Raw genomic sequence first — 5,055 nt, forward strand, 5'->3', positions numbered from 1 at the left:
CTTGGACAAAGAAAGTGACCCGGCCGCTTGCGGACGGAAGCTTGGCTTTGGAGCCTTATAGCTTTGAAGCTTTGAAGCTTCACAGACCTGCGAACAACAAACGCCGCGAGACCGCAAGAGCGCGGTCGCGGCTTAAGCCGCTCCTACAAGGGGCTCGGGACAAAGACGCGGCGACCAGGCGAGAGGGCGGTCGCGACCTGCGCCGCTCCTACAGCAGCGGCGCGGTCATTCGGCGCCGCTGGTGCCGCCAACGCCGGCGATCTCCAGCAGTTCGATCTCGAAGTCGAGCACGGTGTTGGGCTCGATCTGACCGGGCACGCCGCGTTCGCCATAGGCGAGCTGCGACGGCACCCAGAATCGGTAGCGGCTGCCGGGCGTCATCAGTTGCACGCCTTCGGTCCAGCCGGGCATCACCCGATCGAGCACGAACTCGGCCGGGTGATCGGTGTCGTACGTGCTTTCGAACTTGCTGCCGTCGGGCAGGCGGCCGATGTAGTTCACCCGTACCGTGTCGCTGGCCTTGGGATGAACGCCCCTCCCTTCTTTCAGCACTTGGTACTGCAGGCCCGACGCGGTGCGGCGCACGCCGGCGACGCCGGCATTGCGCTCCAGGAAGGCGCGGCCGCTGTCGAGATTGCGCGCCGCCAGCGCCTGCTGCGCCCGATCCTGCTTGTCGCGCAGCGCGGCGCTGAAGCCTTCGCGGATCTTGCGGCTGCCCGCATCGTCGAACAGCGGCTGGGCGCCGGCCTGGGCATCGCGGATCGCGCGCAGCACGATCTGCGGGTCCAGTTCGCCGCGAATCGGTTCGATGCTGCGGGCGAAGTCGCGGCCGACCACGTAGCTGATGCGCGCCTTGTCGTCGCCCAGCTCGGCCGCGGTCAGCGGCGCCGCGGGCACGACCGCCGCCGATTCCGCCGGCGTTTTCGATGCCGGCGCGCAGCCGGCCAGCGTCATCGCGAGCGCAACGGCGGCGCAGCGGACGGACAGGGACGAGGCGGAACCAACGACGGGCAAAGGCAACATGCGGACTCCGTAACGCACAGCGAAGCGGGAAAGTTCGGACAGGCCGCGCCGTTTCGCGGCGCGCGCCGCGACGACATCAATCGGTCACCGCGAAGCTCAGCATCATGCCCATGTCCTCGTGCTCGAGGTTGTGACAATGCAGCATGTAGCGTTGAGTGCCGGCGAAATTCTGGGCGAAGTCGACCGCCAGGCGCACGATTTCGCCCGGCCAGACCACCACGGTGTCGTTCCAGCCCAGGTCCTGCGGCCCCAGGCCGCCCGCGGCGACCTGGCGTCCGCGGATGTCCGGCGGGCTGATGCTGCGCGAGAGCACGCGGAACTGGAAGCCGTGCAGGTGCATCGGATGCGGCATGCTGGTCATGCTGTTGCGGATCTCCCACACCTCGCGGCTGCCGCGCCGTACCGAGAACGCCGGCTCGTGGCCGGAGAGATGGAAATTCCAGTCGTTGATGAACCAACGGCCTTCCTCGTCCATGCGCAAGCGCAGCGCGCGCACCGGCCAGTCGCGCGTGTCCGGCATCGGCGGCAGCTGCGCGATCGCCTCCAGCGGCGGCAACCGCGCCGGCGGTCGACGTTCGGTGGCGCACTCGATCACCCGCAGTTCCATCAGGTCCAGGGACTCGCCCATCGCCGCCGCGCCGGGATGATCGCCCATCGGATCGGGCGCGAAGGCGCCGGACTCGTCCTCGTTCTCCATCGCCACGTATTCCAGGCTGCGCAGCCGCACCCGCTCGCCCGGCGCGAGTGCGCCGAAGTCGACCAGCACGTCGGCGCGCTGGGCCGGAGCCAGGAACAGATCGTCGACCGGCCAGGCGCGCTCGAGCAGGCCGCCGTCGGTTCCGATCAGCTGCATCGGCAGCACGCGGTCGCCATGCAGGAAGCACGGGCGCAGCATGCGCGCGTTGGCGACGTTGATCAGGCGGAAGCGGTACCAGGCCGGGATCACGTCGAGGTAGGGCTCGGGCGTCCAGTTGACCAGCACACGGTTGCCGATCCAGTCGTCGGCGCCGTCTTTGTAAACGATGGCATTGTCCGGCCCGACCTGCTTGTCGGCGATCATCAGCGGCAGATCGCGCTCGCCCCAACGCATGCCCAGGCGTTGTTTCAACGCGCGCTCTTCGTCGTCTTCGACCAACATCAGCCCGGCCAGCCCGCGCTGCAGCTGCACGCCGGTGCGGCCGTGCGGATGGGCGTGATACCAGTACAGGCCGGCGCGGTTGTCGACGCGATAACGATAGCGGCGGCGCGCGCCGGGCGCGACCGGATGCAGGCCGCTGCCGTCGTTGGCCTCGTCGACCGCCAGGCCGTGCCAATGGATGGTGGTCGCTTCGGCGAGACGATTGTCGAGTTCGACCTCGACCATATCGCCGCGGCGCGCGTGCAGGATGGGATTGAACAGGACGCGGCCGGCGGACGCGCCGGCATAGGACCACAGCGTGGTCGGCGCACCAGGAAACAGCGCTTGTGTCGTGGCCTGCGCGATCAGACGCAAGGGCATGCGCAGATCGACCTCGGCTAGCAGGCCTTCGCCGCCGGGCAGGCGCAACGGCTGCACGAAGCGCGCGTCGGGCGGCAGCAGTTGCAGGTCCGGCGCGGGGCCGCTGGCGAAGCGATGTCCGTGTCCGCCGGTCCAACGCCAGAGCGCTATCGGGCCGGCGACGGTCGCCGCGCCACCGACGGTCAGCCCGATCAGGAAGCGGCGGCGTTGCGGATCGGTCATCGTGCGCGGTCCCCGGAGGCGCTGGAGCGACCCGCCATCTTCTACGGCGGATGTTGCAGTTGTCGCAACCGCGCGCGACTTCTGTGACGCCGATCAATCCCCGGTTCGCCGCGACCGGGAGGGCGGAACTGCCGGCGGACATCCGGACCGCCCGGCCCCGTCTGCAGGAGCGGTGTCAGCCGCGACCCACCGCAGCGAAACAAGGCCACGCCGCCACTCGAAGCCGCCCGCGGCCAGCGCTGCTGGCCGCGACCGAAGGGCGTCGGCTGCGGCGAAGGCGTTTGCGGACGCCTCTTGGGCTGATCGCCGCTCGCGCCGCTCTATGCAGGCGCGCTACCGCGCGTCGCTGCCAGCGATCACGCCGCAGCCGCCGGCCTCGCGACCTCGCGCTCCTGGCCGCCGAATTCGCGATAGCGCCGCAGCCATTGCGCCGGATCGAGCAGCAGATCCGGGGTGTACAGGCCCGGCGCCGGAGCGGCGCCGCCGGCGAGGCCGAGCAGGCGTTCGACGCCGAGCGCGATGCCCAGACCGGTCAGCGGCGCCTGGCCTTGCGGATGCACCAGTTCGTGGCGACGATGCAGCGGCGCACCATGGCGGTCGCGGCCGTGCAGGTCGATCGCGATCTCGGTCGAGTAGGCTTCGCCGCGGCGCCGGCTGGCCGTTTCGGCCAGGGCCAGGTCCAGGCGCACCGAATGCGCGTCGGTCGCGGCGGCCAGGCTGACCACGTCCATCGGCGAGTACGCGCTGGCCGGCAGCACGGTGCCGTCGACGCTGACGATGTCGCGTTCGGCGTCGCGACCGCGCACCCAGCGCCAACGGCCTCGTTCGAGAATCTGTGCCGCCGCGGCGCTGGTCAGGCGCTCGTAGTCGGCCGCCGCGGCCGGCCCGCCCATGTCGAGTTCGTCGAGCAGGGCCGAGATCTCGATCCGCTCGACCCGGTCGAACTCGCGTGCGTAGTGCAGCGCAGGCAGGGTCGCCGCGCCGGCCAGCCAATGGCTGGCGAGCAGGATCGGCGCGCGTTGCGGATGGCGCAGATGCAGGGCCACTTCCGGCGCCATCTCGAAGGAACCGTTGGAGGTGCTGAGGTAAGGCAAGCCTTGACGCAGCGCGTATTTGAGCGTGTTCAGTCCTTCGTCCTTGAGCATGGTCACCACCGCGGAGTAACGGCCGGCCGGGTCGAGGCCGAGGTCGGCCCGGTCGAGATCGATCCGGACCGGCGCGGCTTGGCCGAGCTCGGTCGCGGCGGCCGCGGCCTTGTCCGGGTCGCGGCCGCCGATGGCCAGCGGCAAGCCGGGATGCAGGCGGCGCAGGGCGCGCGCGACGTGGCGGCCGACGATGCCGGAACCGCCGGCGATGAGGACGGGAGCGAGCGAAGCAGCGTTCATGGTGACATTCTGTGGTTGGGCAGCGGCGTCGGCCGAAAGGCGCGGACGCAAGCTACGATTGGTAACTTACCAACAGTAAGATACGCTTTCCCCGCACTGTCAAGCCCACGCCACACGAGAGACTGCGTTCCATGAGCGACACCCCCGCCCCGGCCCGGCGCCTGCCCAAGGCCGATCGCCGCGAGCAATTGCTGGACACGGCGATGAACATCGTCCGCGAACAAGGCAGCGACGCCCTCACCCTCGGCTACCTCGCCGAGCGCGCCGGGGTCAGCAAGCCGATCGCCTACGAACACTTCGGCACCCGTGCGGGGCTGCTGATCGCGTTGTACCGGCAGATCGACGAGCGCCAGTGCGCGATCCAGGCCCAGGCCTTCGAGCGCGCACCCAAGCGCCTGGGCGACGTCGCGCGGCTGATCGGCGAGTCCTACATGAGCTGCTTCCGCACGGCGGGCCCGGAGTACCACGCGATCTTCGCCGCGCTGAAGGGCGACGAAGAGATGGAACGGGTACAGCAGGAGCTGCTCGAAGGCTATGTCGCGTTCTACCGCGGCTTGCTGGCGCCGTATGCCAAGTTCGACGACGAGGAGCTGCAACGCCGCTGCGTCGCCATCGTCGGCGCCGGCGACGCGCTGTCGCGCGAGATGACCCACGGCCGCATCGCCGAAGCGGACGCCGCCGCGACCATGACGGCGATGATTCTGGGAGCGATGCGCGCTTAGCAGTAGCGCCTTGCCGCCCATCGCTGGATCAACGCGTTGACGGCATGACGGCGCGAGACCGCAACAACGGGGTCGCGGCTTGCGCCGCTCCTACCCACGCAGCAGCGACGCCGGAGACATTGCCGTTGCCGTTGCCGTTGCCGTTGCCGTTGCCGTTGCCGTAATGAGCTTGGCGCCGCATCGATCTCGCAAGAACGCCATGACG

At 69.7% G+C, this 5,055-nt stretch carries 4 protein-coding genes; 1 reads left to right on the plus strand and 3 read right to left on the minus strand.

All coding sequences use genetic code 11. From position 1 onward, the window contains the following. Positions 1-225 precede the first annotated feature (225 nt). The 3 genes from TX83_RS19325 to TX83_RS19335 form a co-directional block, all read right to left on the minus strand. The gene (locus tag TX83_RS19325) at positions 226-897 is read right to left on the minus strand and encodes an FKBP-type peptidyl-prolyl cis-trans isomerase (protein ID WP_186442655.1); all 672 of its coding nucleotides are present in this window, start codon (positions 895-897) and stop codon (positions 226-228) included. 202 nt (positions 898-1,099) lie between these two features. Further along, positions 1,100-2,743: a multicopper oxidase family protein gene (locus tag TX83_RS19330; protein WP_064749629.1), complete on the minus strand. Its 1,644-nt coding sequence runs from the start codon at positions 2,741-2,743 to the stop codon at positions 1,100-1,102. A gap of 356 nt (positions 2,744-3,099) precedes the next feature. Then, entirely contained in the window at positions 3,100-4,128 is a 1,029-nt protein-coding gene (locus TX83_RS19335; RefSeq protein ID WP_064749630.1) for a hypothetical protein, read from the minus strand. Between the two features lie 131 nt (positions 4,129-4,259). Here TX83_RS19335 and TX83_RS19340 point away from each other — a divergent pair, with 131 nt between their 5' ends. Next, positions 4,260-4,850 carry a TetR/AcrR family transcriptional regulator gene (locus tag TX83_RS19340; RefSeq protein WP_064749631.1) on the plus strand — a complete coding sequence of 197 codons (591 nt, stop codon included), beginning with the start codon at positions 4,260-4,262 and terminating at the stop codon, positions 4,848-4,850. Positions 4,851-5,055: the final 205 nt, after the last annotated feature.

This window comes from Lysobacter antibioticus HS124, assembly GCF_000336385.2.
GTDB lineage: Bacteria > Pseudomonadota > Gammaproteobacteria > Xanthomonadales > Xanthomonadaceae > Lysobacter > Lysobacter firmicutimachus.

Excerpts from the sequence above, each read along its gene's own strand:
- TX83_RS19330 (WP_064749629.1), bottom strand. The coding sequence starts at position 2,743 with ATGACCGATCCGCAACGCCGCCGCTTCCTGATCGGGCTGACCGTCGGT.
- TX83_RS19340 (WP_064749631.1), top strand. The coding sequence starts at position 4,260 with ATGAGCGACACCCCCGCCCCGGCCCGGCGCCTGCCCAAGGCCGATCGC.
- TX83_RS19335 (WP_064749630.1), bottom strand. The coding sequence starts at position 4,128 with ATGAACGCTGCTTCGCTCGCTCCCGTCCTCATCGCCGGCGGTTCCGGC.